General features: G+C 70.6%; 28 protein-coding genes and 1 tRNA gene. 18 read left to right on the top strand and 11 right to left on the bottom strand.

Translation table 11 applies throughout. The annotated features are described in order from the left end of the window. Window positions 1-70 precede the first annotated feature (70 nt). Window positions 71-358, top strand: coding sequence for a MoaD/ThiS family protein (locus MTF69_RS23310; protein ID WP_243337269.1), 288 nt, complete (start codon window positions 71-73; stop codon window positions 356-358). Next, entirely contained in the window at window positions 358-1,308 is a 951-nt protein-coding gene (locus tag MTF69_RS23305; RefSeq protein WP_243337268.1) for a PLP-dependent cysteine synthase family protein, read from the top strand. The genes MTF69_RS23310 and MTF69_RS23305 overlap by 1 nt, the downstream gene beginning before the upstream one ends. Window positions 1,309-1,892: 584 nt before the next feature. Here the strand turns inward: MTF69_RS23305 and MTF69_RS23300 are convergent. Continuing rightward, entirely contained in the window at window positions 1,893-2,315 is a 423-nt protein-coding gene (locus MTF69_RS23300; protein ID WP_243337266.1) for a DUF488 domain-containing protein, read from the bottom strand. Beyond that, window positions 2,261-2,689: a hypothetical protein gene (locus MTF69_RS23295; RefSeq protein WP_243337264.1), complete on the bottom strand. Its 429-nt coding sequence runs from the start codon at window positions 2,687-2,689 to the stop codon at window positions 2,261-2,263. Before MTF69_RS23295 ends, MTF69_RS23300 begins: the two co-directional genes overlap by 55 nt. Before the next feature lie 213 nt (window positions 2,690-2,902). On the opposite strand from MTF69_RS23295, the gene MTF69_RS23290 reads away from it, so the two are divergent. Continuing rightward, a complete protein-coding gene (locus MTF69_RS23290; protein ID WP_243337262.1) occupies window positions 2,903-3,655 on the top strand; it encodes an MBL fold metallo-hydrolase in 753 nt (250 codons plus the stop codon). 94 nt (window positions 3,656-3,749) lie between these two features. Here the strand turns inward: MTF69_RS23290 and MTF69_RS23285 are convergent, their stop codons facing one another. Next, on the bottom strand, window positions 3,750-5,021 hold the full coding sequence (locus MTF69_RS23285; protein ID WP_243337260.1) for a PTS transporter subunit EIIC: 1,272 nt from the start codon (window positions 5,019-5,021) through the stop codon (window positions 3,750-3,752). Between the two features lie 342 nt (window positions 5,022-5,363). Then, window positions 5,364-6,665, bottom strand: a complete 1,302-nt coding sequence (locus MTF69_RS23280; protein WP_243337258.1) for a PTS transporter subunit EIIC — start codon at window positions 6,663-6,665, stop codon at window positions 5,364-5,366. Between the two features lie 197 nt (window positions 6,666-6,862). On the opposite strand from MTF69_RS23280, the gene MTF69_RS23275 reads away from it, so the two are divergent. From MTF69_RS23275 to rdgB, 4 genes are all read left to right on the top strand, one after another. Further along, window positions 6,863-7,186 (top strand): PTS glucose/sucrose transporter subunit IIB, encoded by a 324-nt coding sequence (locus MTF69_RS23275; protein WP_279346121.1) that lies wholly within the window; start codon window positions 6,863-6,865, stop codon window positions 7,184-7,186. 142 nt (window positions 7,187-7,328) lie between these two features. Next, window positions 7,329-8,060, top strand: coding sequence for a ribonuclease PH (rph, locus tag MTF69_RS23270; RefSeq protein WP_243337256.1), 732 nt, complete (start codon window positions 7,329-7,331; stop codon window positions 8,058-8,060). Window positions 8,061-8,183: 123 nt separating this feature from the next. Further along, window positions 8,184-8,570 carry a hypothetical protein gene (locus tag MTF69_RS23265; protein ID WP_243337254.1) on the top strand — a complete coding sequence of 129 codons (387 nt, stop codon included), beginning with the start codon at window positions 8,184-8,186 and terminating at the stop codon, window positions 8,568-8,570. Between the two features lie 40 nt (window positions 8,571-8,610). After that, entirely contained in the window at window positions 8,611-9,255 is a 645-nt protein-coding gene (gene rdgB, locus MTF69_RS23260; RefSeq protein WP_243337252.1) for an RdgB/HAM1 family non-canonical purine NTP pyrophosphatase, read from the top strand. Window positions 9,256-9,301: 46 nt separating this feature from the next. Here rdgB and MTF69_RS23255 read toward each other — a convergent pair. From MTF69_RS23255 to bcp, 4 genes are all read right to left on the bottom strand, one after another. Then, window positions 9,302-9,377, bottom strand: a tRNA-Leu gene (locus MTF69_RS23255). Between the two features lie 26 nt (window positions 9,378-9,403). Next, window positions 9,404-10,093, bottom strand: a complete 690-nt coding sequence (locus tag MTF69_RS23250; protein WP_243337250.1) for an HNH endonuclease — start codon at window positions 10,091-10,093, stop codon at window positions 9,404-9,406. Then, a complete protein-coding gene (locus MTF69_RS23245) occupies window positions 10,090-10,728 on the bottom strand; it encodes an HNH endonuclease signature motif containing protein (RefSeq protein ID WP_243337248.1) in 639 nt (212 codons plus the stop codon). Before MTF69_RS23245 ends, MTF69_RS23250 begins: the two co-directional genes overlap by 4 nt. Window positions 10,729-10,873: 145 nt before the next feature. Further along, the gene (gene bcp / locus MTF69_RS23240; RefSeq protein ID WP_243337246.1) at window positions 10,874-11,341 is read right to left on the bottom strand and encodes a thioredoxin-dependent thiol peroxidase; all 468 of its coding nucleotides are present in this window, start codon (window positions 11,339-11,341) and stop codon (window positions 10,874-10,876) included. Between the two features lie 63 nt (window positions 11,342-11,404). Here bcp and MTF69_RS23235 point away from each other — a divergent pair, with 63 nt between their 5' ends. The 3 genes from MTF69_RS23235 to MTF69_RS23225 all read left to right on the top strand — a co-directional run bounded on the left by MTF69_RS23235 (window position 11,405) and on the right by MTF69_RS23225 (window position 12,678). Further along, entirely contained in the window at window positions 11,405-11,773 is a 369-nt protein-coding gene (locus MTF69_RS23235; protein ID WP_243337243.1) for a DUF3618 domain-containing protein, read from the top strand. 46 nt (window positions 11,774-11,819) lie between these two features. Beyond that, window positions 11,820-12,164 carry a co-chaperone GroES gene (locus MTF69_RS23230; protein ID WP_243337241.1) on the top strand — a complete coding sequence of 115 codons (345 nt, stop codon included), beginning with the start codon at window positions 11,820-11,822 and terminating at the stop codon, window positions 12,162-12,164. 193 nt (window positions 12,165-12,357) lie between these two features. After that, window positions 12,358-12,678, top strand: a complete 321-nt coding sequence (locus tag MTF69_RS23225; RefSeq protein ID WP_243337238.1) for a multidrug efflux SMR transporter — start codon at window positions 12,358-12,360, stop codon at window positions 12,676-12,678. Window positions 12,679-12,695: 17 nt separating this feature from the next. On the opposite strand, the gene MTF69_RS23220 is transcribed toward MTF69_RS23225, so the two are convergent. Next, window positions 12,696-15,194 (bottom strand): transglycosylase domain-containing protein, encoded by a 2,499-nt coding sequence (locus tag MTF69_RS23220; RefSeq protein ID WP_374323598.1) that lies wholly within the window; start codon window positions 15,192-15,194, stop codon window positions 12,696-12,698. 214 nt (window positions 15,195-15,408) lie between these two features. Here MTF69_RS23220 and MTF69_RS23215 point away from each other — a divergent pair, with 214 nt between their 5' ends. The 6 genes from MTF69_RS23215 (at window position 15,409) to MTF69_RS23190 (ending at window position 22,408) form a co-directional block, all read left to right on the top strand. After that, window positions 15,409-16,239 carry an ABC-2 family transporter protein gene (locus MTF69_RS23215; protein ID WP_243337447.1) on the top strand — a complete coding sequence of 277 codons (831 nt, stop codon included), beginning with the start codon at window positions 15,409-15,411 and terminating at the stop codon, window positions 16,237-16,239. A gap of 142 nt (window positions 16,240-16,381) precedes the next feature. Further along, entirely contained in the window at window positions 16,382-17,149 is a 768-nt protein-coding gene (locus tag MTF69_RS23210) for an ABC transporter permease (protein ID WP_243337445.1), read from the top strand. A 2-nt stretch (window positions 17,150-17,151) separates the two neighbouring features. Beyond that, a complete protein-coding gene (locus tag MTF69_RS23205; protein ID WP_243337231.1) occupies window positions 17,152-18,135 on the top strand; it encodes an ATP-binding cassette domain-containing protein in 984 nt (327 codons plus the stop codon). Between the two features lie 265 nt (window positions 18,136-18,400). Next, entirely contained in the window at window positions 18,401-20,041 is a 1,641-nt protein-coding gene (locus MTF69_RS23200; RefSeq protein WP_243337229.1) for a transposase, read from the top strand. Window positions 20,042-20,068: 27 nt separating this feature from the next. Beyond that, window positions 20,069-20,914 carry a DUF1707 domain-containing protein gene (locus MTF69_RS23195; protein WP_243337227.1) on the top strand — a complete coding sequence of 282 codons (846 nt, stop codon included), beginning with the start codon at window positions 20,069-20,071 and terminating at the stop codon, window positions 20,912-20,914. A gap of 237 nt (window positions 20,915-21,151) precedes the next feature. Then, the gene (locus MTF69_RS23190; RefSeq protein ID WP_243337226.1) at window positions 21,152-22,408 is read left to right on the top strand and encodes a DUF445 domain-containing protein; all 1,257 of its coding nucleotides are present in this window, start codon (window positions 21,152-21,154) and stop codon (window positions 22,406-22,408) included. Window positions 22,409-22,520: 112 nt separating this feature from the next. Here MTF69_RS23190 and MTF69_RS23185 read toward each other — a convergent pair whose 3' ends face one another. Continuing rightward, window positions 22,521-23,303 carry a trans-aconitate 2-methyltransferase gene (locus tag MTF69_RS23185; protein ID WP_243337223.1) on the bottom strand — a complete coding sequence of 261 codons (783 nt, stop codon included), beginning with the start codon at window positions 23,301-23,303 and terminating at the stop codon, window positions 22,521-22,523. 163 nt (window positions 23,304-23,466) lie between these two features. After that, on the bottom strand, window positions 23,467-23,766 hold the full coding sequence (locus MTF69_RS23180) for a hypothetical protein (protein WP_243337221.1): 300 nt from the start codon (window positions 23,764-23,766) through the stop codon (window positions 23,467-23,469). A gap of 443 nt (window positions 23,767-24,209) precedes the next feature. On the opposite strand from MTF69_RS23180, the gene MTF69_RS23175 reads away from it, so the two are divergent. Further along, window positions 24,210-24,752: a GNAT family N-acetyltransferase gene (locus MTF69_RS23175; RefSeq protein WP_243337220.1), complete on the top strand. Its 543-nt coding sequence runs from the start codon at window positions 24,210-24,212 to the stop codon at window positions 24,750-24,752. Window positions 24,753-25,297: 545 nt separating this feature from the next. Then, a complete protein-coding gene (locus MTF69_RS23170; protein WP_243337218.1) occupies window positions 25,298-26,416 on the top strand; it encodes a hypothetical protein in 1,119 nt (372 codons plus the stop codon). Window positions 26,417-26,444 lie beyond the last annotated feature (28 nt).

Raw genomic sequence — 26,444 nt, 5'->3', positions numbered from 1 at the left:
GCCGCGGCGGCCCACGCCTGCTCCGCTTCGCTTCGCCCGCTTCCCTTCACCATCCTGACTGGAGCCTGCCATGGCCATCGAGGTCCGCATCCCCACCATCCTCCGCACCTACACCAACGGCGAGAAGGCCGTCACGGGTGAGGGCGCCACGCTGGCCGACCTCTTCACCGACCTGGAGACCCGCCACAAGGGCATCCAGGAGCGCATCATCGACGAGGCCAAGGGCGGCGAACTGCGCCGCTTCGTCAACGTCTACCTCAACGACGAGGACGTCCGCTTCCTCGACGGCATCTCCACCGCGCTCAAGGACGGCGACAACGTCACCATCCTCCCGGCCGTAGCCGGCGGATCGAAGTAATGCGCTACGACTCCCCCCTGGCCGCGGTCGGCAACACGCCGCTGGTACGCCTGCCCCGGCTCTCGCCCTCGGACGACGTCCGCATCTGGGCGAAGCTGGAGGACCGCAACCCGACCGGCTCGATCAAGGACCGCCCCGCGCTCCACATGGTCGAGCAGGCCGAGAAGGACGGCCGGCTGTACCCCGGCTGCACGATCCTGGAGCCCACCTCGGGCAACACGGGCATCTCCCTCGCGATGGCCGCGAAGCTCAAGGGCTACAAGATCGTGTGCGTCATGCCGGAGAACACCTCTCAGGAGCGGCGCGACCTGCTGGCCATGTGGGGAGCCGAGATCATCCCTTCGCCGGCGGCGGGCGGCTCGAACACGGCCGTCCGCGTCGCGAAGGAACTGGCGGCGCAGAACCCCTCCTGGGTGATGCTCTACCAGTACGGCAACCCCGACAACGCGGGCGCCCACTACGCCACGACCGGCCCGGAGATCCTCACGGACCTCCCCTCGATCACCCACTTCGTGGCGGGCCTCGGCACCACCGGAACCCTCATGGGCGTGGGCCGCTACCTGCGCGAGCACGTCCCGGGCGTCAAGATCGTCGCGGCGGAACCGCGCTACGACGACCTCGTCTACGGGCTGCGCAACCTCGACGAGGGCTTCGTCCCCGAGCTGTACGACGCGTCGGTCCTGACGACCCGCTTCTCGGTGGGCTCGGCGGACGCGGTCACCCGCACCCGGGAGCTCCTCCAGCAGGAGGGCATCTTCGCGGGCGTCTCCACGGGCGCGGCCCTGCACGCGGCGATCGGCGTCGGCCGCAAGGCCGTGGCGGCCGGCGAGCAGGCCGACATCGTCTTCGTCGTGGCCGACGGCGGCTGGAAGTATCTCTCGACGGGCGTCTACACGGCGGCCACCACGGAAGAAGCCATCGAAGTCCTCCAGGGCCAACTCTGGGCGTAGCCCCCGGCGGCGGAGACGACACGCTTCCAGCCCGGCCGCCCCGGGGGCCGGCCCCCGGGCCCCGCTCCTCAAACGCCGGAGGGGCTGCATTTCGCCCGGTCGGGGCCGGATCGCCCGCAGGGCATTCCAGCCCCGCCGGCGTTTGAGGCGCGGGGTCTGGGGCGGAGCCCCAGGGGGTCCGGGCGCAGCCCGGTACCCCTTCCCAGCCCGTCCGGCGTTCGAGGACCGGGTCCGGGCAGAGCCCGGGGGCATCTCCAGCCCCGCCGGCGTTTGAGGCGCGGGTCCGGGCCGGCCCGGGGAACGGTGGAAGGGCGGGTAGGGGAACTCCGCCCCGCGCAGCGGCAAAGGTCGCAGCGGGGACTTCGCCCCGCAGGGCCGACCCAGACGCACCCGCCCACCGGAGCCACGCCGGGACGGCGGTGGCGAGCACCCCGACCGGCCACCGCCGGACGGAGTCAGGCGCAGCGCGCGAAGCCCGGGAAGCGCGCCAGCGCTGAGCGGTGGGAGGGGTGCATCAGGAAGGTGCCCGGCGCAGCGGCGCGAAGCCGGCAAGGCCCGCCAGGGCCCGCCGCGCGAGCGGCGCGTCAAGAAGGGGACTGCAGCAGCGCGGCCAGCACCCCCACGTGGCTCGCCTCCGGATCCTTGACGGCGGTCAGCAAGGTGACCGGCCCGCCCGCGGCCACGGCCCGCAGCCGCGAAAGCTCCGCCCCCGCCTCCTCCGAGCGAAGCTCCACCGCGTACCGCTCCCGGAACTCCGCCACCGACCCACCCCCGTGGAACCACTTCCGCAGCTCCCCCGACGGGGCAACCGCCTTCGCCCACTCTCCCCCAGCTACCGCTGGGAGGTGCCCCCTGACCCCCGCCGCCTCCTTCGACAGCCCCCGCGGCCACAGCCGGTCCACGAGCACCCGGACCCCGTCCAGCTCCGGCTCCGGGGGATCGTAGACCCGCTTCAGCCGGACGACCCGGGTCCCCCGAGCCCCCCGAGCCCCTTCACCTCGTCCCACACCGCCGGATCCACCACCCCCAGCCGCCGCGCCCTCGCGAACTCCCATACCGACACCTCCACCACCCGGTCCGCCTCCAGGAACGCGCCCCGCGCCCCCACCACCCCCGGCGGCAGCGGGATCACCCCGGCCCGCCGGTCGTCGTACTTCCCGGTGATCCGCGCGATCCGCGCCCGGTGCCCCCGTACGCCCAGCACCAGGACGGGCCGCCCGTCCTCCAGGGACCACAGCTCACCGGCCTCCGGCCGCGGCAGCGGTCCCGGTCCGTGCGGCGGATCCGCGGCCCGCCCCACCCGCCGCGGCCGCCGGGGGAGGAGCACCAGCAGGATCACGACCACCACCGCGGCGACCGCCGGCCACCACGACGTGTCCATACTCCGACCGTAGCCCTGCCCGGCGCCCCCGGCACGGCAGCAGCACGCCGAACGGCAACGCGAGTCCACCCCGTCGCTCCCCCGGGTGACAGCGCAGGTGATTCGCCCCACAACGGCCTGCCGCGGAGGAGCGACCGGACGTTTCGCGCCTTACGCTCGACCCACGCACGGCCCGCATTCCGTCCACGGACCGTCCACGGAGGTTCACGCTCCATGAAGCTCACCGTCGTCGGCTGTTCGGGCTCGTTCCCGTCCGCGGAATCGGCCTGTTCGAGCTACCTCGTCGAGGCCGACGGCTTCCGGCTGCTCCTCGACATGGGCAACGGCTCCCTCGGCGAGCTCCAGCGGCACATCGGGCTCTACGATCTCGACGCGATCTTCCTCAGCCACCTGCACGCCGATCACTGCATCGACATGTGCGCGTACTTCGTCGCCCGCTTCTACCGCCACGAGGGCGGTCGCTGCGGCACCATCCCCGTCTACGGCCCCGAGGGCACCGAGAAGCGGCTGTCCACCGCCTACGAGGACGTCCCCGACGAGCGTTCCATGAGCGAGGTCTTCGACTTCCGGACCCTGAAGTCCGGCACCTTCGAGATCGGCCCGTTCCAGGTCCGTACCGAGAAGGTCTGCCACCCGGTCGAGTCCTACGGGATCCGCGTCGAGCACGGCGGCCGCTCGCTGACGTACTCCGGCGACACCGGCGTCTGCCCCGAGCTGGGCCTGCTCGCCGAGGACACCGACCTGTTCCTGTGCGAGGCCTCCTTCACGCACGGCAAGGAGGACATCCCGGACCTCCACCTCAACGGACGCGAGGCGGGAGAGTTCGCCGCGGCCGGCCGCGCCGGCCGGCTCGTCCTGACCCACATCCCGCCGTGGACGGACGCCGAACGCAACCTGGCTGACGCCCGCGCGGTCTACGACGGCCCGGTGGAGCTGGCGTACACGGGCGCGGTGTACGAGGTCTGACCGGCCTGACGGGCCCCTGGACACGCGAAAGCCCCCGCCCTCCCTTCCGGGAGAGCGGGGGCTTCCTGCGTACCTACGGGCGGTACGGACCTACTTACTTGGCCTCGGCCTTGAGCAGCTCGGCGAGCTCCTCGTCGGACTCGCGGCCCGGCGTCGGCAGGTTCCACTTGGTGATGGCGAAGCGGAAGACGAAGTAGTAGACGACCGCGAAGCAGAGGCCGATGCCGGCCAGGCCCCACGGGTTGTCGGCGATGCCGAGGTTCAGGACGAAGTCCACCAGGCCGGCGGAGAAGCCGAAGCCGTCACGCATGCCCAGGGCCCAGGTCAGCGCCATGGAGACACCGGTCAGGACCGCGTGGATCGCGTAGAGGACCGGGGCGATAAACATGAAGGTGAACTCGATGGGCTCGGTCACACCGGTCACGAAGGAGGTGAGCGCGAGCGAGAACATCATGCCGCCGACGACCTTGCGGCGCTCGGGGCGCGCGCAGTGGACGATCGCGAGGCAGGCGGCCGGGAGGGCGAACATCATGATCGGGAAGAAGCCGGTCATGAACTGTCCGGCGGTCGGGTCACCGGCGAGGAAGCGGCCGATGTCACCGTGGACCGCGCCCGTCGGGGTGTCGAAGGAGCCGGCCTGGAACCACGGGAAGGAGTTCAGGAGGTGGTGCATGCCGATCGGGATCAGCGCGCGGTTGGCGACACCGAAGATGCCCGCGCCGACGGCGCCGGAGCCGGTCAGCCACTCACCGAGGCCGTGCAGACCCGAGCCGAGGACCGGCCAGATGAGACCGAAGACGATACCGGTGACCAGACCCGCGAGGGCCGAGAGGATCGGGACGAGGCGGCGGCCGCCGAAGAAGCCCGCCCAGTCCGGCAGCTTGGTCCGGTAGAACTTCTGGTAGAGCAGGGCCGCGATGATGCCCATCACGACACCGCCGAGGACACCGGCGTTGACCGGGGCGTCCACCATGACGATCTTGTCGCCGACGACCGTGGCCTTCTGCGGCAGGTTGCCGTCCGTGAAGGTGGCGAGCACCTTCTGGAAGACCAGGTAACCGGTGACGGCCGCGAGGGCGGTCGAACCGTCCGACTTCTTGGCGAAGCCGATCGCGATGCCGACGGCGAACAGCAGCGCCATGTTGTCGAGGATCGCGCCACCACCGGCGGCCATGTACCCGGCGATCTTGAGGATGAACGTCGGGAAGACGTCCTTGTCGCCGAGCATGTCGTCCGCACCCAGGCGGAGCAGGAGCGCGCCGGCGGGCAGCACCGCAACGGGGAGCATGAGGCTCCGGCCGATGCGCTGCATGACGGCCATCACGCCAGCGCCCTTCTTCTTTTCCGCAGCGGTGGCTGTGGACATGGTCTTCCTCCAGTGGACAAGGCTCTGCCAAGGCGTGGAAAACAGGGGATTGGCAGAGTCTCGGAACGGGGGACCCCAGGGCCGAAAGGCCCACGTGGTCTACACCACTCAGTGGTGTAGACCAGTTGTAGCACGGTGAGGTCGGCGTAAGGAACCCGTCATTTTCGTGGTGGAGGACACACTCGGACATACATGACAAAGGCCTTCGGACCCTGTGGGTCCGAAGGCCTCGTGTGCTGTCGGGTGGTGCGAGCGGGACTTCCGGCGCCCCGCGGCGGTGCGTTCGGCAGAGTGTCCGAGGGGCGTTCGCCTAGCCCCCTGGCGGACCCGCGACCTGCGGCTTTACGCCTTGGTGTTCTCCGCCTGCATCACCGCGATCTCCTCGTCCGACTCCCGGCCGGGCGTCTTGATGTCCCACTTGGTGATCGCGAAGCGGAAGATGCCGTAGTAGACGACCGCGAAGCAGAGGCCGATCGGAATGATCAGCCAGGGCTTAGTCGCCAGGCTCCAGTTGATGACGTAGTCGATCAGACCCGCCGAGAAGCTGAAGCCGTCCTTGACCCCGAACGCCCAGGTCACCGCCATCGACACACCCGTGAGCACGGCGTGGACCGCGTACAGGGCCGGCGCCAGGAAGAGGAACGAGTACTCCAGCGGCTCCGTGATGCCGGTGACGAACGAGGTCAGGCCGACCGACAGCATCAGACCGCCGACCTCCTTGCGCCGGGCCGGCTTCGCGCAGTGCGTGATCGCCAGCGCCGCCGCGGGCAGGGCGAACATCATGATGGGGAAGAAGCCGGTGAGGAACTGGCCGGCGTTCGGGTCTCCCGCCAGGAACATCGGGATGTCACCGTGGACCGTCTGCCCGTCCGGCTTGGTGTAACTGCCGAACTGGAACCACACCGGCACGTTCAGGAACTGGTGCAGGCCGATCACCAGCAGCGCGCGGTTCGCGATGCCGAAGATGCCGGCGCCCACCGAGCCCAGACCCACCAGCCAGTCCGAGAAGCTCTCCAGCGCGTTGCCGATCGGCGGCCAGATCCACAGGCACAGCACGGCGAACGCGATCGCCACGAACGTCATGATGATCGGGACCAGGCGGCGGCCGTTGAAGAAGCCCAGCCAGTCCACCAGCTTGACCCGGTGGTAGCGCTGCCAGAACCAGGCGGCCAGCAGCCCCATGATGATGCCGCCGAACACCCCCGGGTTCTGGAACGTGTACTCGGCGAGGGTCTGGTCGGCCCCCAGGCAGCCGCCCCCGACGTCCGTGGTCCCCTCCGGGCAGGCCTTGGGGAAGGCGCGCAGCACGCTGCGGTAGACGAGGAAGCCGACCACCGCCGCGAGCGCGGTCGAGCCGTCCGCCTTCTTGGCCATGCCGATCGCGACGCCGATGCAGAAGAGCAGCGGCAGGCCGAGGTCCGCGTTGAGCAGGGCGCCGCCCGCGGAGGCCATGACCTTGGCGACGTTCGTCCAGCCCAGGCCGTCCTTGCCGAACACGTCGTCCTGGCCCAGCCGGTTCAGGATGCCGGCCGCCGGCAGCACGGCGATCGGCAGCTGCAGGCTCCGGCCCATCTTCTGCAGCCCTTGGAACAAGCCGTTCCACCACTTCTGCTGTGGCACTGCTGCGGCGCTGCTCGCGCTCATCCGCGTCCTCCCTGACCGGCCCGTTTTTGGCAGTCGCGACACTTGCGGCACACTGGTGTAGACCACTTGTGTTGCGGTCGCATTTCACCCGCCCTGAGGGCAGGTTGGTGCTGATCATCATCATTCGGCAGATACCGGGCATGTGCCCGCGTAACTGGGCCAAACGTGGGCTACCGTGACGAAGCGGACCGCCCTGGTTGGTCGGTCGGTCGGGCGGCAGGCGAGCAGAGACGCCGGGCGCCGGATGTCAGTCGGACTCGTTCTTCGTAGAACTCAGGGAGAAACACATGGCCACCAAGGCTGAGAAGATCGTCGCCGGGCTCGGCGGCATCGAGAACATCGAAGAGGTCGAGGGCTGCATCACCCGCCTGCGCACCGAGGTCGTCAACCCGGACCTCGTCGACGAGGCCGCGCTGAAGGCCGCCGGCGCCCACGGCGTCGTCAAGATGGGCACCGCGATCCAGGTCGTCATCGGCACCGACGCCGACCCGATCGCCGGCGAGATCGAAGACATGATGTGAGCTGAGCCCACCGGCTCGCACACGCGCCCGTACCCGCACCCCTACGGGTACCCGCACGCGCACCCGTACGTACGACAGGACCCCGACCGGACGCACCCGGACGGGGTCTTCTCGTCCCCCCGCACCGGATAGGCTCGGTGCCATGTCTCGTATCGACGGCCGCACGCCCGAACAGCTCCGCCCGGTCACCATCGAACGCGGATGGAGCAAGCACGCAGAGGGCTCCGTCCTCGTCTCCTTCGGAGACACCAAGGTCTTCTGCACCGCCTCCTTCAGCGAAGGCGTCCCGCGCTGGCGCAAGGGCAGCGGCGAAGGCTGGGTCACCTCCGAGTACTCGATGCTGCCCCGCGCCACGAACACCCGCGGCGACCGCGAATCCGTACGCGGCAAGATCGGCGGCCGCACCCACGAGATCTCCCGCCTGATCGGCCGCTCGCTGCGCGCCGTCATCGACTACAAGGCCCTCGGCGAGAACACCATCGTCCTGGACTGCGACGTCCTCCAGGCCGACGGCGGCACCCGCACCGCGGCCATCACCGGCGCCTACGTGGCCCTGGCCGACGCCATCTCCTGGGGCCAGGGCAAGAAGCTCATCAAGGCCGGCCGCAAGCCCCTGACCGGCACCGTCGCCGCCGTCAGCGTCGGCATCGTCGACGGCGTGCCGCTCCTCGACCTCTGCTACGAGGAAGACGTGCGCGCCGAGACCGACATGAACGTGGTCTGCACCGGCGACGGCCGCTTCGTCGAGGTCCAGGGCACCGCCGAGGGCGAGCCCTTCGACCGCAAGGAACTCAACGCCCTCCTCGACCTGGCCTCCGGCGGCTGCGCCGACCTGGAGGCCCTCCAGCTCGGCGCCCTGGAGCTCACGCTCTAGCGCGAGCTGCGGCAACCGCGCGGCCCGTCCGCGCGTCTCTCGTCGTACGGGTGCACGGCGTCGAAGCCGTGCGCCCGTCCACGTATCTGTAACCGGATCCACACCATCCTCCTGGGGGCCGAAGTGAAGCCGAAGTACCGCCTGGCAGCCGTTGCCCTGACGGCAGCGCTCGCCATACCCGCGATCACCTCCTGCGACGCCATCTCGACGGCGATGGACTGCGCGAGCACGGCGGTCGCCATCACGGACGGCGCCAACGACCTCCAGCAGGCCGTCTCGCAGGCCGGCAACAGCCCGCAGGACGCCCAGAACGCGCTCAACGCGATCGAGGAGAACCTCAAGAAGGTCGGCGACCAGACGGACAACGCCGACCTGAGCAAGGCCATTGCCTCGATGAACACGGCCGTCCAGAACGTCCGCACCTCCATCGAGAGCGGCACCACGACCCCCGACGTCACCCCGGTCGCGGACGCGGCGAAGGAAATCTCGAAGGTCTGCACCCCGGGCTGACCCCGGCCGGGGCCCGAGCCAGGCCCGGGATAATGACGTCATGACCTCGACGACGACGCCGACGACTCCCTCCGCCAGCTCTCCCAGCCGCCTGATCCTCGCCACGCGCAACGCGGGCAAGGTCACCGAACTCCGCGCCATCCTGTCCGCCGCCGGCCTGCCGCACGAGCTGGTCGGCGCGGACGCGTACCCGGAGATCCCGGACGTCAAGGAAACCGGCGTCACCTTCGCCGAGAACGCCCTCCTGAAGGCCCACGCCCTGGCCCAGGCGACGGGCCTGCCGGCGGTCGCCGACGACTCGGGCCTCTGCGTGGACGTCCTGAACGGGGCCCCGGGCATCTTCTCGGCCCGCTGGGCCGGCGCCCACGGCGACGACAAGGCGAACCTGGAGCTCCTGTTGTCCCAACTCGGCGACATCGACGACGAACACCGCGGCGCCCACTTCTTCTGCGCAGCCGCCCTCGCCCTCCCGGACGGCACGGAACGCGTCGTCGAAGGCCGCCTCCTGGGCACCCTCCGCCACACCCCGTCGGGCACGGGCGGCTTCGGCTACGACCCGATCCTCCAGCCCCTGGGCGAGTCCCGCACTTGCGCGGAACTCACCCCGACGGAAAAGAACGCCATCTCCCACCGGGGGCAGGCGTTCAGGGCCTTGGTGCCGGTGGTGCGGGAGTTGTTGGGCTGACGAGGTGCGGCCGGGTCCCCCGATCTCGGCGGCCCCGGCCGTGTCCTGGTACGCCCGGTCGGATTCGAACCGACATACGTGGCCACCTAAAGACCACCGCTAACCAGGTCGCGTACGGGCGCAAGCCAGGAACACTCTACTGCGCATGTCACGCATGTGGCTGACGCACCCGCGATTTACGACTACGCCGTCCTCCTCGACACCAGGTGTCCGTCACCGCGTGGCAGTTGGGGCACAGCAGGCGCAGGTTCTCTTGACGGTCGTCGCGCCAGTCACCGCTGATGTGGTCGATCTCCAGAGTCATGGGACGCCCGAGCCAGTCGGGGGTTGTTCCGCACATGGAGCAGCACTCCGGGACGCCGACCTCCCGAAGGGCTCGTCGGAGGACAAGAGTGCGGGTGCGTTGCGTTCCTTCGTGCTTGACCAGGACTTCCTCAGCCGTGCGCCGGGTCACGCGACCGGGCTTGCCGCGTTGGTGCGCCTGGCCGAGGAAGTGCGCCGTCGACAGTCCGTCCTCGCGAATCCATACCTTGAGAGCCTCGTTCAGGCTGCCGGATGGCGTCCTGCCCAGACAGCGCAGGGTGCCGGCGAGTGAATGCGAGGACGCGACAGCCTCACGCAAGGTGGCGCTGTCGGGCTTTGTGCGCCACTCGTAGCTCCGGCGTCGACTCTTGAAGTGCGTGGTGTCGATGCCGTACTTGCGGAAGCACCGCATGAGGTACCGACCGAGTTGAGAGTACGGCCTGGTGCCGAGGTGGGCTATGACCTCGTCGATGTCTGCGCACACCGCTGCAGCCTCGGCCAGGACCTCCTGCGTGTAGCGGTTGCCGATACTCATCGGCGCCCCTTTGCCCGGCCCCGATACGTGTCCGTGGTGGAGTGGCAGTTGGGGCACAGCAGCCTCAGGTTCTCCGGCCGGTTGTCCCGCCAGTCGCCGTTGATGTGGTCGACCTCCAGCGGTAGCGGATACCCCTTCCACATGGGCTCGTTGCCGCACGACTCGCACCGATCGGGCACACCCAGCGCCGAGAGCGCGCCCTTGAGTTGCTCACTCTGGACCCTGCGGGCATGGGGACCGTCCTGCACGACGAGGATCGACTCCGGGGTCCGGCGGGGCTTGGGGAGTCCGACAGGGGACGGCAGCCTGAAGTGCGACGTGTCTATGCCAAAGGCCTTCACCTTGCGGCTGATGTGAGTGTGGTGCCCGCCAACGACCTCAAGGCCGAGGCGCCGCAAGACCTCGCACATGATGGTCGAGGCCGCGACGGCTTCGGCCAGGATCTCCCTCGTCCATTTCTCCCCCTCCCGTTCGAAGTGCGAGACGTCCACCCCGAGCTTCCGCATGCGGTCGAGCAGGTACCGCCGTGATCCGCTCTTCGGGTCCACCCCCAGCCTCTTCAGCGCCTCGGACAGTGTCCGTGAGCCTTTCGCCGCCTCGGCGAGCCGTTCCCTCGTGTACGGGCTGATCGGCATTCCGCCCCCTCCGTTCTTCGGCCGTTCGTTCGCAGCCTCGTACGGAGTAACGGACCGATAGACGGACGGTTACGGGGAATTTCGTCCGATAAGGCGAGCGGCCCGCACCTTTTCAGGCGCGGGCCGCTTCGTCGGGACCGAGGACTCAGATGCCCAGGTCCTTGATGATCTTGGCTACGTGGCCCGTGGCCTTGACGTTGTAGAGGGCGCGTTCGACCTTGCCCTCCTCGTCGACGATCACCGTGGAGCGGATGACTCCGGTGACGGTCTTGCCGTACAGCTTCTTCTCGCCGTACGCGCCGTACGCCGTCAGGGTCTCCTTCTCCGGGTCGCTGACCAGGGTGACCTTCAGGTGCTCCTGCTCGCGGAACTTCGCCAGCTTCTCCGGCTTGTCCGGGGAGACGCCGATGACGTCGTAGCCCGCCGTGGCCAGGACGGCCAGGTTGTCCGTGAAGTCGCAGGCCTGCTTGGTGCAGCCCGGCGTCAGGGCGGTCGGGTAGAAGTACACGATCACCTTGCGGCCCTTGTGGTCGGCGAGCGAGATCTCGTTGCCGTCCGCGTCGGGCAGGGTGAAGGCGGGGGCGATGTCGCCCGGCTCAAGTCGCTCGCTCATCTCAACAGTCTCCTCAAGAGGGGATCGGTACGGTGTCGAGACTAAGCTGCTGACAGACTGTTCATGGTGGGCTACACCCGCCGAGGGACCGACCACGACGACGGAGGCAGCGCGGTGCCGGAAGCCAGGACCCCCGCACAGATCGAGGCGGACATCGTCCGCCGCCGCGAGCAGCTCGCCGAGGCGCTCGACGAGATCGGGGTGCGCATGCACCCCAAGACGATCGTCGGGGACGCCAAGGCGAAGGTGGTCAGCAACGTCGACCACGTCGTCGGCCGTGCGGTGGCGACGGTGAACCGCCTCGTCACCGACGCCCGCGACGGGCTGTGCCACGAGGACGGCGCCCCGCGCGTCGAGCGGATCGTGCCGGTCGCGCTGCTCGCGGCCGGCGTCGTGGGCCTGCTGGTGATGTCGGCGCGCCGCAAGCACTGATGACCCTGCGGGGTGCGGGGCGGGTGTGGGCGGGTAGGTTCGGGCCGTGAGCGAGAACACCACTACCCACGACAAGCTGCCCATCCGCATGCTGCACGACCGCGTGCTCGTGAAATCCGATTCGCCGGAGGGTGAGCGCCGCTCGGGCGGCGGCATCCTGATCCCGGCGACGGCCGCGGTCGGCAAGCGGCTGGCCTGGGCCGAGGTGGTCGCGGTCGGGCAGAACGTACGGACGGTCGAGCCGGGGGACCGGGTGCTGTACGACCCCGAGGAGCGGGCCGAGGTGGAGGTGCGCGGGGCGACGTACCTGCTGATGCGGGAGCGGGACCTGCACGCCGTGGCCGCCGAGCGGCTGGAGGGGTCCGAGGACTCCACGGGGCTCTACCTCTAGCCCCCGAGTAGCCCCCGAGCAGAGTGAGGAAAGGGCCGGTGACCATCGTCACCGGCCCTTTTCGTTCGGTTTTGCTACGGTAGGGAGGAACCCCCGACGAGACGCGCCGTACCGGGTCGCCCTTGGCCAGTGGCCAGTGGCTGCATGACAAGACGACGCACCCCGTTCCGCTCTCGTTCCGGAGGTGCCTGTCATGGCCTGGGTTCTGCTCATCGTCGCCGGTCTGATCGAAGTCGCTTGGTCGATCGGCATGAAGTTCACCGAGGGATTCACCCGGTTCTGGCCAAGCGTGTTCACGGGCGCCGGCATCGTGGCGAGCATGGTGCTGCTGTCGATCGCGGTCAAGACCCTGCCGATCGGTACGGCGTACGGCGTGTGGGTCGGCATCGGTGCGGCCGGTGCGGCGGTGGTCGGGATGGTCGCCATGGGGGAGCCCGTCACCGCCGCCCGAATCTTCTTCATCTGTCTGCTGCTGGCCGCCGTCGTCGGGCTGAAGGCGACCTCCGGTCACTGAGTCACCGGCTCACTGGGTTACTCCAGGAGGTCCGCCGGTGGGCGCAGGCCTTCGGTGGTGCCGCCCTGGGTGCCCGTCGTGGTGCCGGTCGTGGCGCCGCCGTCGGTCTGGCCGCCGGTGTTCTGGCCGCCGTCGGTCTGGCCGCCCGTGGTCTGACCGCCGGTGGTTTGGCCTCCCGTGGTCTGACCGCCGGTGGTTTGGCCTCCCGTGTTCTGGCCTCCGTTTGTCTGGCCTCCGTTCGTCTGCCCGCCGTTCGTCTGGCCTCCGTCCGTCTGGCCTCCGTTCGTCTGTCCGCCCGTCGACGGAGTCCGCGTCGGGCGGCCCGGCCGGTTCGAGGGGCGGTCGCCCGGGGTTTCCTCCTGGGAGGGGGTCGGGTCCGGGTTCACGGGCGGGGGCGGCGGGGGCTGGTTGGCGCCCGGCATGAGTTCCAGGTCGAAGTCGACGGGGTCGCTGTCGGTCAGGGCCGTCTTCGTGTACTGGGCCCAGATCCGGGCCGGGTAGCCGCCGCCTCCGATGCGGGCCTCGCCCAGGGCTCCGTAGAGGGATTCCAGGGCGCCGGTGTCCGGGTCCTGGCCCATCATCGAGACGACCGTGACCAGGTCCGGGGTGTACGCCGCGAACCAGGCCGAGCGGTCCAGTTCGCCGGTCCCCGTCTTGCCGGCGGCCGGGTGGCCGGCGGCCAGGGCGGCCGTGCCGGTGCCGTTGTCCACGACGCTGACCAGCATGGACGTGGTGGTGTCGGCGGCTTCGCGGCTGACGGCCTGGGCGGGGTCGCGCGCCGGGAGCGGGACGGTGTCCCCCTCCTTGGTGATCTTCTCCACGAAGGTGTACGGGGTGCGGCGGCCGTGGTCGGCCAGGGTCGCGTAGGCCTGGGTCATGTCCAGGACGCTGGCCTGCATGGTGCCCAGCGCCATGGCCGGCCCCGGGTCGAAGTTCGGGGTGTTCTCGGGGATGCCGAGGGCGATGGCGGTCTGCTTGACCTTGTCGGTGCCGACGTCGACGACCATCTGGGCGAAGACGGAGTTGACGGAGAGGTCGGTGGCGGTGTTGACGGTGATGTTGCCGTAGCTGAGCTGTCCCTCGTTCTCGGGGTTGTAGGGGATGCGGCTGCCGACGACGGGCCGCTTGTTGTCGCCGTTGTAGATCGTGTACGGGGTGATCGTGCGGCCGTCCTGGGTGCGCGAGCCGTTCTGTACGGCGGAGGCGAAGACGAACGGCTTGAAGGTGGAGGCCACTTGGTAGTCGTGCCGGGTGGCGTTGTTGACGTACTGCTTGGTGTAGTCGATGCCGCCGTACATGGCGACGACCTTGCCGGTGGCCGGGTCGATGGAGACGGCTCCGGTGCGGACGACGCGGTCGGCCTTGCGATTCGCGGGGTCGAGCTTGCTGACCATCTTGTCGTTGACGGCGTCGACCATGGCGGTCTGGCGGGTCTTGTCGATGGTGGTGGTGATGCGGTAGCCGCCCTCGGCGAGGGTCTTGTCGTCGAGGATCTTGTTCTCGGCGATGTAGTCCTTGATGGCCTCGACGAGGTAGCCGCGCTGTCCGGAGAGGCCGGCGGCCGGGCGGACCTTGCCGGGCTCGGGGAACTGGGTGGCGGCGCGTTCGGCGGGCGTCATCCAGCCCTTTTTGACCATGCCGTCGAGTACGTAGTTCCAGCGGGCGAGGGCGCGGCCGCGGCCCTGGGGGTGGGCGACGACGTCGAAGGCGCTGGGGGAGTTGAGGAGGGTGGCGAGGTAGGCGCCCTCGGCGGGGTTGAGTTTGCCGACGTCCTTGCCGTAATAGGCCTGGGACGCGGCCTGGATGCCGTAGGCGTTGCGGCCGAAGTAGCTGGTGTTCAGGTACCCCTCGAGGATGTAGTTCTTCGACTTCTCACGACCGAGCTTGATCGCGATGAAGAACTCCTTCACCTTCCGCTTGATCGTCTGTTCCTGGCCCAGGTAGTAGTTCTTGACGTACTGCTGGGTGATGGTCGATCCGGACTGGGTGCCCTTGCCGGTCGCGGTGTTCCAGGCGGCGCGCAGCATCGCCGCGGGGTCCACCGCCCGTTCGGAGTGGAAGTCGCGGTCCTCGGCGGCGAGTACGGCTTCCTGGACGGTCCGGGGGATCTGGGAGAGCGGCACGTTGACGCGGTTGACCTCGCCGTCGCGGGCGAGCTGGGTGCCGTCGGTGTAGAGGTAGACGTTGGACTGCGCCGTGGCGGCCGCGTTGGCGGGCGGGATGTGGACCAGCAGGTAGCCGGCCACGAGGGCGCCGCCGATGAGGAGGGCGAGTAGGAGGAAGGCGCCCAGGAGCATGCGCCAGGTCGGGAGGAGGCGGCGCCAGCCGGTGCGCTTGCGCTTGGCCTTCTTGGCCGCCTTCGCCTGTTGTTTCTCCGTCTTGTTCGCCTTCTTCGCGTCCTTGGCCGTGGGTGGTGCTCCGGGGTGCGGGGCCGCGCCGGCGCCGGTGGCCTGCTGCCCGTCGGGGGTGTCGGGATCGCGAGGCGTCCAGCCGGGCGGTGGTGACGGGTCGCTCATCTCCGGGACTCCTCGGCGCCGTACGAAATATCCACATCTGTACCTCATGCTGTCTACCCGATGGCCGCCGGTTCCGCTCCGGACGGGCGTAATTCGTTCGCGTGGATCGCCCCTCCGCACTAAGCTCGCGCGCTTTGGCCGACGTAGGAACGACGCAGCAACGGAACGACGCAGCAACGATTCGGGAAACGGAGGGGATGGGGTGCGCCAGCCGATGGCCGGGCGAGCCGGGCTCTACGGGGCGGTCGCCGCCGGGGGGTTTCGCAGGTACGCCACCTACGGGACGGCCACTGCGGCCGGGGTGTTCACCAACACCGTGTTCGGCTTCATCCTGGCCTACACGTACATCGCGCTCTGGGACGAGCGGCCCGGGCTCGGCGGCTACGACCAGTCCGAGGCCCTCACGTTCATGTGGGTCAGTCAGGCGCTGCTCGCCGCCGGGGCGCTGATCGGCGGCGGGTTCCAGGAGGAGTTCCAAGAGCGCGTCCGTACGGGTGACATCGCCGTCGACCTGTACCGTCCGGCCGATCTCCAGGCGTGGTGGCTCGCGGGTGACCTGGGCCGGGCGGCGTTTCAACTCCTGGGCCGCGGCGTAGTGCCGCTGGTGATCGGCGGGCTCGCCTTCCAACTGGCGCTGCCCACCGCCCCGCTGCGCTGGCTGCTCTTCATGGTTTCGGTGTTCCTCGGGCTGGTGGTGAGCTTCGCGCTGCGCTACTTGCTGGGGCTGGCGGCCTTCTGGCTGATGGACGGCGCCGGGATCAACCTGATGGCCACGGTCGTCACCGTCTTCTTCTCCGGGATGCTGCTGCCGCTGACCGTGTTCCCGGGCGGCTTCGGGGAGTTCGTACGCGCCCTGCCCTGGGCGGCGATGCTCCAGGTGCCGGTGGACGTGCTGCTCGGCGGGGGTGGGGGCGGGGGCGTCGAGGGGGCCGCGGGGACGGCGGGGGCGCTGGGCTTCCAGGCCGCGTGGGCGGTGGTGCTGCTCGGGCTGGGGCGGCTGGTGCAGTCGGCGGCGACGCGGAAGGTGGTGGTTCAGGGTGGCTGAGCGGGTGGTGGAGGGCGGTGCGGCGCCGGGGGGCCGGACCGTAGTGACTGCGTTGGCCGGTAGGGCGGTGGAGCCCGGGCTCCTCGTCCCGCAGCGCAGCCGCGTCCTGGAAGGGCTGCGCGGTTACGGGCTGATCGCCGCGATGTGGATCCGGTCGACGATGACGTACCGAACGTCCTTCTTCCTCTCGACCTTCGGGAACGCGGCCATCACGCTCCTCGATTTCGTCGCGATCACGATCATGTTCTCGCACGTGGACGAGCTGGGCGGCTTCACGCTGCCCGAGATCGCCCTGCTGTACGGGTCCTGTTCGGCCTCCCTGGGCCTGGCCGACCTGCTGCTCGGCAACACCGACCGGATCGGCGCCCGGATCCGTGACGGCTCCCTCGACACCATGCTGGTGCGCCCGGTCCCGGTGCTCGCCCAGGTGGCGGCCGACCGCTTCGCGTTGCGCCGGCTGGGGCGGATCGTGCAGGGGCTCGCGGTGCTGGGGTGGGCGGTCTCGGAGCTGGACCAGCTGCACTGGACCGTCGGGAAGGTGCTGATGGTGCCGGTGATGATCACGGCCGGGGCGGCGATCTTCGGCGCGGTGATGGTGGCCGGGGCGGCCTTCCAGTTCCTCGCCGGGGACGCCGCGGAGGTGCAGAACAGCTTCACCTACGGCGGCTGCACCATGCTCCAGTACCCGCCGACCGTCTTCGCGAAGGACCTGCTGCGCGGGGTGACCTTCATCGTGCCCCTCGCCTTCGTCAACTGGCTGCCCGCCCTGTACGTGCTGGGCCGGCCCGATCCGCTGGGGCTGCCGGGGTGGGTGGCGTACGCGAGCCCGCTGGTGGCCTTCGTGGTGTTTCTTCCCGCGTCGCTGGCCTGGCGCGCGGGGGTCCGTTCGTACCGCAGTACGGGGAGCTAGCCATGCCGGATTCGGATGCGCTGATTTCATTGCACGAGGTCGAGAAGGTCTTCGACGTACGGCGCCGGGTGGGCCTGGTGCGCCGGGAGAAACGGCAGGTCAGGGCCGTGGACGGGATCAGCTTCGAGGTGGCTCGGGGCGAGATGGTCGGCTACATCGGGCCCAACGGCGCCGGCAAGTCGACCACCATCAAGATGCTGACCGGCATCCTCACCCCGAGCGGCGGCCGGCTGCGGGTCGCCGGCATCGACCCGGCGCGGGAGCGGATGCGCCTCGCGCACCGGATCGGCGTGGTGTTCGGACAGCGCACGACGCTGTGGTGGGACCTGCCGCTGAAGGATTCGTACGCGCTGATGCGGCGGATGTACCGGATCCCGCCGGCGCGGTTCGCGGAGAACATGGAGCGCTGCGTGGACCGGCTCGACCTCGCCGAGCTGCTCGACGTACCCGTACGGCAGCTGTCGCTGGGGCAGCGGATGCGCGGGGACATCGCGGCGGCGCTGCTGCACGACCCCGACGTGCTGTACCTGGACGAGCCGACGATCGGGCTGGACGTGGTGAGCAAGGCGAGCGTACGGGGATTCCTGCGGCAGCTGAACGAGGAGCTCGGCACCACGGTGCTGCTGACCACGCACGATCTCCAGGACATCGAGCAGCTGTGCGAGCGGGTGATGGTGATCGACCACGGGCGGCTGGTCTACGACGGCTCGCTGGGCGGGCTGCACACGGCGGGCGGCGCGGACGGTGCGGTGGCGAGCGAGCGGACGCTCGTGGTGGACCTGGAGCGCGAGCTCCCGCCGATCGAGGTGGCGGGGGCGCGGGTGGTGAAGGTGGAGGGCGCGCGGCAGTGGCTGGCGTTCCCGGCGCGCGCTTCGGCGGCTCCGCTGGTGGCGGCGGTGGCGGCGGAGTATCCGCTGCTGGACCTGTCGGTGCGGGAGCCGGACATCGAGGACGTGATCGCGCGGATGTACGCGGGGCGGGGGTAGCGGGGGCGGGGCGGAGGCAGCGGGGCGGAGTTGGGAACTGCTGGTTCTTTGTTCCACTCTTGTGAGTGATGGTCCATTTGGGTGAGTGTCGTTACGGTCGTCTGTATGGATCTCAAGGTGTCGGCGAGTGCGCGGGGTGTATGTCCCCAGGGTGCGTATCGCTGGTTCCGTGAGGGCAGTTGGCTGACAGTGTTCTATGCCCGCTTGCACGGACAGCGCTCCGCGAAGATGCGGGCGAGCAGGGCTCTGTCCGCGGCGGTCGGCGATGGCTGAGCCGGTCAAGAGGTTGCGCACTATCGCTCCCTCCTTTGTGGCGCTTGGTACGTCCGGTGTGGCGGTACGTGACCGTCTCAAGCGCCTGAGTGTCGGGGATGAGGAAGTCCTGCGGCTGGTCGGGGCGCATCAGGGCGCTCTGGCTTCCCGTGACCTCAAGCAGCGGTGCGCGGACGGCCCCGAGCACTCCGCCGACACGTGGGCGGCCCGTAAGCGGGGGCTGACGGGGGAGTCGTCGTCGCGGATCGCCGGGGCGATCACCAAGGCCAGCCACGACCAGTGGTCCCTGGCCCGGCGTTGCCAGGCTGCGCACATCCAGAACCTGGACGCAGGCATCCGGACACTGCGCCACCGCCTTGCCCTCCCAATAGGTGAGAAGGGAACCAAGCGGGCTGCCGGCGGCTACCGCTCCAGGAGCGAGTGGTTTCGCAAGTCCCGGCGTCTCGCGGCTCTGGAAGAGCGGCATGCGGCTGTTGTGGCCGACTGGCGGGCGGGCCGGGTCCGGGTGGTCCGGGGTGGGAAGCGGCTGGCGAACACTCGGCACCATCTGGACGCGGCCCAGCTCACCGAGCAACAGTGGCGTGCCCGCTGGGAAGCCGAACGCTGGTTTCTCGCCGCTGATGGCGAGTCCGGGAAAGGGTTCGGGAACGAGACGATCCGCGTGACCCCCGACGGCGAGGTCAGCATCAAGCTCCCGGCCCCGCTCGGGCACCTGGCCAACAGCGCGCATGGCCGGTACGTTCTGGCCTGCCGGATCGCGTTCGCGCACCGGGGCGCGGAGTGGGCCGAGCGCATCGAAGCGAATCGGGCCGTGGCCTACCGGATCCATCTGGACGTCACACGAGGTCGCTGGTATCTGACCGCAGCCTGGCAACGCCCTGTCATCCAGACGGTCCCGCTGGCCACCGCCCGTGCGAAGGGCGTGGTCGGTGTCGATACCAACGCCGACCACTTCGCCGCCTACCGGCTCGACTCGCACGGCAACCCCGTCGGTGACCCGCACCGCTTCCTGTACGACCTGTCCGGCACCGCGGATCACCGCGATGCGCAGATCCGCCACGCCATCACTAGGCTGCTGCACTGGGCGAAAAGTGTCGGCGCCAAGGCCATCGCGATCGAAGACCTTGACTTCACCGCCGAGAAGACTCGGGAGAAGCACGGCCGCAGGAAACGATTCCGGCAGCTCATCTCCGGCATCCCGACCGGCAGGCTCAAGGCCCGGCTCGTGTCGATGGCCGAAGAACACGACCTCGCCATCGTCGCGGTCGATCCCGCCTACACCTCCAAGTGGGGAGGCCAGCACTGGCAGAAACCGCTGGTCGCCCCGCGCCGCGAAATGTCCCGTCACGATGCCGCCGGCATCGCGATCGGACGACGCGCCCTCGGGCACCCGATCCGGCGTCGGACGGCACCGCCCCCACACGACCAGAGTGATCGTGTGGGGCATCGGACCGCCCAGGCCGGACCAGGCACCCGAAGGCGTAACGGAAACCGCCCACCCGCAACGGACCGTGCCCCTGGAGGGCCGTCGCCGAGCGGGAAGAGAACGCGGCGACCCAGTGCATCCAAAACCGTTCGGGATGCGCCCAGTAAGCATGAATGGGTCCAAGACTCACTCCTGCACACTGGCTAGGAACGGTGACTGCATAGGCTGGTCCGCATGAGTGACGAGCGGCCTGAGAAGCCGGTGCCCGAGAAGTCGCGGTCCGAGAGGTCCGAGGAGTCGCTTCCGGAGGCGGCTCTGCCCGAGACGGTGTTGCCCGAGACGGCGCTGCCCGGAGGGCCATCGCAGGCGCCATTGCCAGCGTCTGCTTCGGCGGCGGCGCCGCTGCCGGAGCTGCGGGCTTCGGACGCCGACCGGGAGCGGGTGGTGGACCGGCTGCGGGACGCCGTCGCCGAGGGCCGGCTCGACATGGACGAGTTCGAGGAGCGGCTGGACGCGGCCTACCGGTCCCGTACGTACGCGGAGCTCGAACCGCTGACGCGGGATCTGCCGGCGCTCGGCGCGACGGCCCCGATCGCGGCCGCCCCGGTGGCTCCGGTCGGGCTGACGAAGGCGGTGCCGGCGGGGTCGGAGACTCCCTGGCCGGCCCGGATCGTGGGCGGAGGGGCGGCGGGGGGCCCGGCCGTGGCCGTGGCGGTCATGTCGGGCTTCCAGCGCAAGGGCAACTGGACCGTGCCCGCCCGTTTCCACGCGGTGGCGTTCTGGGGCGGCGGCGAGCTCGACCTGCGCGAGGCGAGCTTCGCGGAGCGGGAGGTGGTGATCAACTGCGTCGCCATCATGGGCGGCATCCAGATCATCGTGCCGCCGGGCGTCGAGCTCGACGTACGCGGCATCGGCGTGATGGGCGGCTTCGACCAGACCGACAGCCCCGGCCCGGTGGAGCCGGGGGCTCCGCGGGTGGTCGTGACGGGCCTCGCGTTCTGGGGCGGGGTCGAGGTGAAGGTGAAACCGCCGAAGCAGCAGCGGGCGGTCTCGCAGCAGAAGCCGCGCAAGGAGCTGTAGGGCGACTCGGCCCACGGGGCCGCGGTCCACAGACGGGGGACGAGTACGGCGTGCCGGGAACTCCCCGGGCGCCCCGGGAGTCGGATCCTATGGAGTCGGAACGCTTTGCGGACGAAACCGTCGCCCGGGGGAAGGCAGGAGCACGTGGAGCAGGGCAGTACGACGGCTACGCCGACGGCGAAGGCCGCGTCGGCATCGGGGGCGCCGCCATCGCCATCGACCGCACGGGGCGGCTTCGTGTTCAGCGAGGCGGACGAGGAGCGCCGGCGCGGCGTCCGCCGGATGAAGCGGACCGCCACCGGCCTGCTGGTGCTGGTCGCGCTGGTCTACGTAGCGGCGAAGTGGGCGGAGCATGCCGGCGCAGGCGGCTGGGCCGGTTACGTCGCGGCCGCGGCCGAGGCGGGCATGGTCGGCGCGCTCGCGGACTGGTTCGCCGTCACCGCGCTGTTCCGGCGGCCGCTCGGCCTGCCCATCCCGCACACCGCGATCATCCCGACGAAGAAGGACCAGCTGGGCGTCTCGCTCGGAGAGTTCGTCGGGGAGAACTTCCTCTCCGCCGACGTGGTCCGTACGAGGCTGCACGCGCTGGGCATCGGCGGCCGGCTCGGCGCCTGGCTGGCCGAGCCCGCGCACGCCGACCGGGTCACGGCGGAGCTGGCCACGGCCCTGCGCGGGGCGCTGACGGTCCTGCGGGACTCCGATGTGCAGGCCGTCGTGGGCGAGGCGATCACGCGGCGGGCCGAGACGGCGGAGATCGCGCCGGGGATCGGTAAGACGCTGGAGAAGGTCGTCGCGGACGGCGGCCACCACCGGGTCGTGGACCTGGTGTGCGCGCGGGCGCACGACTGGCTGGTCACCCACGCCGAGTCGGTGGAGGCGGCGGTGCAGGGCGGGGCGCCGGGCTGGACCCCGAGGTTCGTGGACCGCAAGATCGGCGACCGCGTCTACAAGGAACTGCTCCGCTTCGTCCAGGAGATGCGCGACATGCCGGAGCACCCGGCACGCGGGGCGGTGGACCGCTTCCTCGCGGACTTCGCGGCGGACCTCCAGTCGGACACGGAGACGCGGGCGCGGGTGGAGCGCCTGAAGTCGGAGATCTTGCAGCGCGAGGAGATCCAGGACGTGATCGCCTCCACCTGGACGGCGGTCCGCTCGATGATCATCTCGGCGGCGGAGGACGAGCGGAGCGCGCTGCGCCTGCGGGTCCGTTCCTCGCTGATGTCCCTGGGCGCCAGGCTGGCCACGGACGGCCGTCTCCAGGACAAGGTGGAGGGCTGGATCGAGGGCGCGCTGGTGTACGTCGTCACCACGTACCGGGCGGAGATCACCTCTCTCATCACGGACACGGTGGCGGGCTGGGACGCGGAACACACCTCGCGCAAGATCGAGGCCCACATCGGCCGCGACCTCCAGTTCATCCGCATCAACGGCACGGTGGTCGGCGCGCTGGCGGGCCTCCTGATCTACACCCTGTCGCGGGCCTTCGGGGCGTAGCGGCGCGGGGGCCGGGGGCGGGTGCCCTGTTCCGACGGGGGTCCGCTCGCCACGAGGTGGAGCTTGGTGCTGCTCGGTGCTGCTTGGGGGTGCCTGGCGCTGCCTGGCGGTGCTACGCCTCGTAGCGCCGACGCGCGAGATGGGCGGTGATGTCGGCGACGATCTCGACCCTCGCCGGCAGGACCTGCGTGATCTGGCGGAACACCCGCTGCCTCGCCGAGGCCGGCAAGACGAGATAGGCCGAGACGGTGGAGAGGTGGCCGATGTAGTCGCCGGCACTCATCGTCAGGCGGCGTTCGATCACAGCCTGTTGAACACCGGTGAACCAGTCGGACCGTTGGAGCTCGGTGCCCGGCCACTGCGCGTCGTACCCGGGTGGCGTCCCGTCCGGGGAGGGAATCTCGTCGCTCTCCAAGAACGGTGCCCGCGCCGCACGGACGACCTCCTCCACGGCCGGATCGGCCAACCGAACCGGCCCGCCGAACGAGGCGAACACGCCGCCGGGCTCCAGCAGCGAGGCCACCCGCGCCCACCGGCCCTCCGGGGCGGTCCAATGCAGCGCCGCTGCCGCGTAGACCAGCCCGTACCCCCGGCCGTACCGTCGGCCCGGCCGCACGTCCTCGAAGGCGGCTTGCACCGTCCTGACGCCGGCTGCCGGCACGTGCTTGCGCAGCTCGGCGAGCATGGCTCCATCAGGCTCGGTCGCGGTGACCACGACCCCCTGCCGGGCGAACAGGCGGGTCGCCTTGCCCGTCCCGGCACCGATTTCGAGGGCGGTCCGGACCGGACGGCCCGCGTACTCCCTCACCAGGTCGACGAGCTCCGCGGGATACCCCGGCCGGAACCGTTCGTACGCTTCCGCCATCGCTCCGAAGCTCAGCGCGCGATCAGGCATACCGCAGATCCTGGCACGAACCGCGAGCCGCCGGGGTTCGGGCTCCGTGGCGCGGCCGTCCGTTCATGGGCTTCATGCCTGGTCCGGGCCCACCCCAGGGCCCAGGGCTGGGGTGGGCCCTGGGCTCCGATCCGGGGCCCGGCCCGCGGCCCGGGGCGGGGAGTCAGCCGCGGTCGGCGACGGCCCAGGACGCCGCGGCGACCACACCCGCGGCGCCGATGACCGCCGGCCAGGCGCCGACCTTCTTCGCCAGCGGGTGCGCACCGGCGAACCCGGCGAGGTACAGCGCACCGAGCCCGGCCGCGGCGGGGACGCCGCCGCGCTTGTGCCACTCGCGCCCGGCCACGACGCCCGCGGCGCCGAGCACGACACCGCCGAGCGGCCGCTTCTTGGTCCACCGTGCGACGGCGTAACCCCCGACCAGACCGGCGGCCGCCACTACAGAGCTCGGAACCCGTGCCATGCTGTCCAACTCCCTCACCTCATCGGTTCATCGGTTCATACGCGCACACCCACTCGCCCCCGAGGCTAACTAACGTGACCCCTTGACCACCCGTCGGGCCCCCACCGCGCCCAACACCAGTACGGCACCACCGATCACCGGATCCGGCACCGCGTCCCGTACACCGCGCGGCAGCACCGCCACCACGCCCAACACGAGCAGAAACGCGAGCCCGCACCCGCCGACGGCCCGAAGCAGTCTGTCCACGTGCTGCTCAACGCGGCCGCCCGGCCGCCCGACACGGACCGCACCGAGGGGATTTGTCGCACACTCGCCGGATCCGCGCGATGTCTGCTGAGGGAACCCGATGGGCATAAATTCAATCTCCCACCCAAAGGGGCAAACCACCTCGCCCCCTTCCGCCCACCCCACCCCTCCCATCCCACATCAGGAGCCAGGACATCGTGATCTGCTACGGACAGGCCGTCCTCGACCTCGCGGACGAACTGGTCGACGCCTACGCCGACGTCTTCTCCGCCCCGCCGTGGAACGAAGACGAAGAAACCATTCGGCAGTTCGCTGCCCGTCTCCCGGCCGACGCCCGGCGCCGCGGCTTCCGTACGGCCCTCGCCCAGTCCGCCACCGGCATCGACGGCTTCGCCACCGGCTGGATCACCCCGGCGGCCTTCCCGAAGAACCGCGCGTACGCCCAGGTGGCGGCGCAGCTCGGCTCGGCCCGGGTGAAGGAACTCCTCACCGGGGCGCTGGAGATAGACGAACTCGCGGTACGCCCTTACGCGCGCGGCCGCGGCACCGCCCGGGCCCTTCTCACCGAGATCACCACCGACGCCCCGGACCGCCGGGCGTGGCTGCTGACCAGCCGGCTGGCCAAGAACACGGTGGCCACGTACCGCCGCCTGGGCTGGCACGAGGTGGCCCCCCTCCCCGGCACGGAGACGGGCGTCATCGTCTTCCTGTCCCCGGACCACCCGAACCGGGCGGCGTAGCCCGGCCGCCATCCCGGACCTCTCCTGGTCAGACCCCGCCCGGCGGGCCCTGCCCGGCAATGGAGACGGGCGTCATCGTCGTCCCGTCCCGTCCCCGCCCCTCCCGGACCGGGCGGCGCAGCCGTGCCGACCCTTCTCCGGACCTTGCCCGGACGGCCCCGCCCGCCGTGAACGGCACGCGCATCCGGACGGCGACCACCGAGAGCTGCCCCTGTCATTGCGGAGCGCCCGAGCACGCCCGAAGACGGACCGCGCGTCGCTCTTATGGCTACCCGCCCGACTGCTTGGTTGCCCGGCCGCCTTACTGCCCGGCCGCCTGAGTGCCTGGCCGACCAACTGACCGACCCGCCGACCGGATCCGGGAGACGCGGGGCCTCGGCCATATTCCTCCGGCGGGACCGAGCCCGTCCGCCAGGAGAGCGACGGGCCCCGCCCTGCGGAGCGTCACCGAACGGCGCGGGACACACCGCGAGGGCGCCTGAAGGCAGCCCCGAAACATCGCCCAGCGGGGCGTCCGAGCCACTCGGGCCGGGCATACCGCGCCCATGAACCCCACCACACGCCCCACACGCACCACCCACTCGATGCCCTCGTCCCGCGCGGCGACCACTACGCACCCGGCGCACCCGGCGCACCCGGTGCAGTCAAGGCCGGTCACTCGGTCCAGGCAGGCCTCCGAGGCCACCCCCACCGCCCGCCGCCAACTCAACCTGGCCACGCGCCACCAGCTCACCACCACCGCCGGCATCCCACCCGGCACGATCACCTCCCGCACCCGCCCCGGCGGGCCCTGGCAGCGCCTGCTGCCCCGGGTCTACCTCCTCCAGACCGGCCCCCCGGACCAGCGCCAACGCGCCCTCGCCGCCGTCCTCTACGCCGCCGAGCCCGGCTCCGACCCGCTCTCCGGCGAGACCGCCGCCCTCACCGGCGGCGCGGCCCTCGCCCTGCTCGGGATCCGCGAAGCCCCGTACACCCCGGCGGACATCCTGATCCGCGCCCCGCGCAAGCTCACCAGCTCACAGGAGGTGCGGCCCTTCCCCACCACCCGCTGGCCCCGCACCATCACCGTCTCCGGCATCCCGAGCACGCGCCCGGTGCGCGCGGCCGCCGACTTCGCGGCCCGGACCGACGAGCCGGCGGACCGGATCCGGTCGGTCCTGGCCCAGGTCGTCCAGTCCGGCTGGTGCCACCCGCAGGACCTGCACGCCGAACTCCGCGCCGCCCGCCTCCTGACCCGTCCCGCGATCCGCGCGGCGGCCGCGGAACTCCTCGCCGGAGTCCGCTCGGTCGCCGAGGCCCTGGCCCGCGACACCCTCTCGGCCACGGACCTCCCGACGCCCCTGTGGAACGCCCGCCTCCACACCCCGGACGGCACGTTCCTGGCGAGCCCGGACGCCTACTGGCCCGACGAGGGCGTGGCCCTGGAGATCGACTCGGCGGAGTACCACTACAACCGCGACTCCTGGCACGCCACCCTCCACCGCCGCCTCCGCCTGGAGTCCCACGGCATCCTGGTGGTCAGCGCCACCCCCTCGATGATGAGAGACACCCCGTCCGAGGTGATCGCAGCCCTCCGCACCCTCCTCACCCTGACCACCACCCGCCCCACCCCACCCACAGCCGTGGCCCGCGGCCACCAGCAACTCCCGTTGTTTCGGCCATAGCCCTGATCCACCATCTGCCTGGGTGCGC

The sequence above is a fragment of the Streptomyces sp. AP-93 genome (assembly GCF_022808175.1).
Taxonomy (GTDB): domain Bacteria; phylum Actinomycetota; class Actinomycetes; order Streptomycetales; family Streptomycetaceae; genus Streptomyces.
Note: the sequence above shows the minus strand (reverse complement) of the source record. Positions and strands in the feature narration are given on the sequence as shown.